The organism is Maribellus luteus (assembly GCF_003576475.1).
Classification (GTDB): domain Bacteria; phylum Bacteroidota; class Bacteroidia; order Bacteroidales; family Prolixibacteraceae; genus Draconibacterium; species Draconibacterium luteum.
Genome location: NZ_QWGR01000290.1, coordinates 1 through 517 on the forward strand (window position 1 = coordinate 1; position 517 = coordinate 517).

At 68.9% G+C, this 517-nt stretch carries 2 protein-coding genes; both read left to right on the top strand.

From position 1 onward, the window contains the following. Positions 1–258, top strand: a 258-nt coding sequence (locus D1614_RS28935) for an aminotransferase class III-fold pyridoxal phosphate-dependent enzyme (RefSeq protein WP_119440549.1), incomplete at its 5' end; no start/stop codon positions are given. A 25-nt stretch (positions 259–283) separates the two neighbouring features. Then, on the top strand, positions 284–517 hold a 234-nt coding region (locus D1614_RS28940; protein WP_206610219.1), incomplete at its 3' end, for a hypothetical protein.

Sequence of the window (517 nt, forward strand, 5' to 3'; positions counted from 1 at the left end):
GAACTGAAGACGCTCGTTGGCCACGGCGTGCGGCAGGTGCGCGGGCGCGGCTTGATGATCGGCCTGCAACTCGATGCCGACATCGACGCGCACGACTTCGCCTTCGCGCTGGCCGAGCGCGGCGTGCTGACCAAGGACACTTACGGCAACGTAGTGCGCCTTACACCGCCACTGGTGATTGGCGAAGCTGAACTGGCACTGGCACTGGAGGCCATCCGGCAGACGCTGGCCGGCTGGCCGCGGCGCAAGGTGGCATGACGGAAGAACTTGCAAGGGGAGTGACATGACCATCATCGATCTGATCGGCGCGGCCATCGGCTGCGGAGCGCAAGACGACGGCTGCAAGGACGGCCCGCGTGCGCTGCTCGAGGCCGGCGCGCTGGCGCGATTGCAGACGCCGGACACGCAGGCCACGCTCGTACACGACATCGAACTGGCCACCTCGGCCGGGCACAGCCGCTCAGCGCGCCTGGCCGCGCTCCCGGGCGTCGCCGGTTTCTCGCGCGCGCTTGGTGAC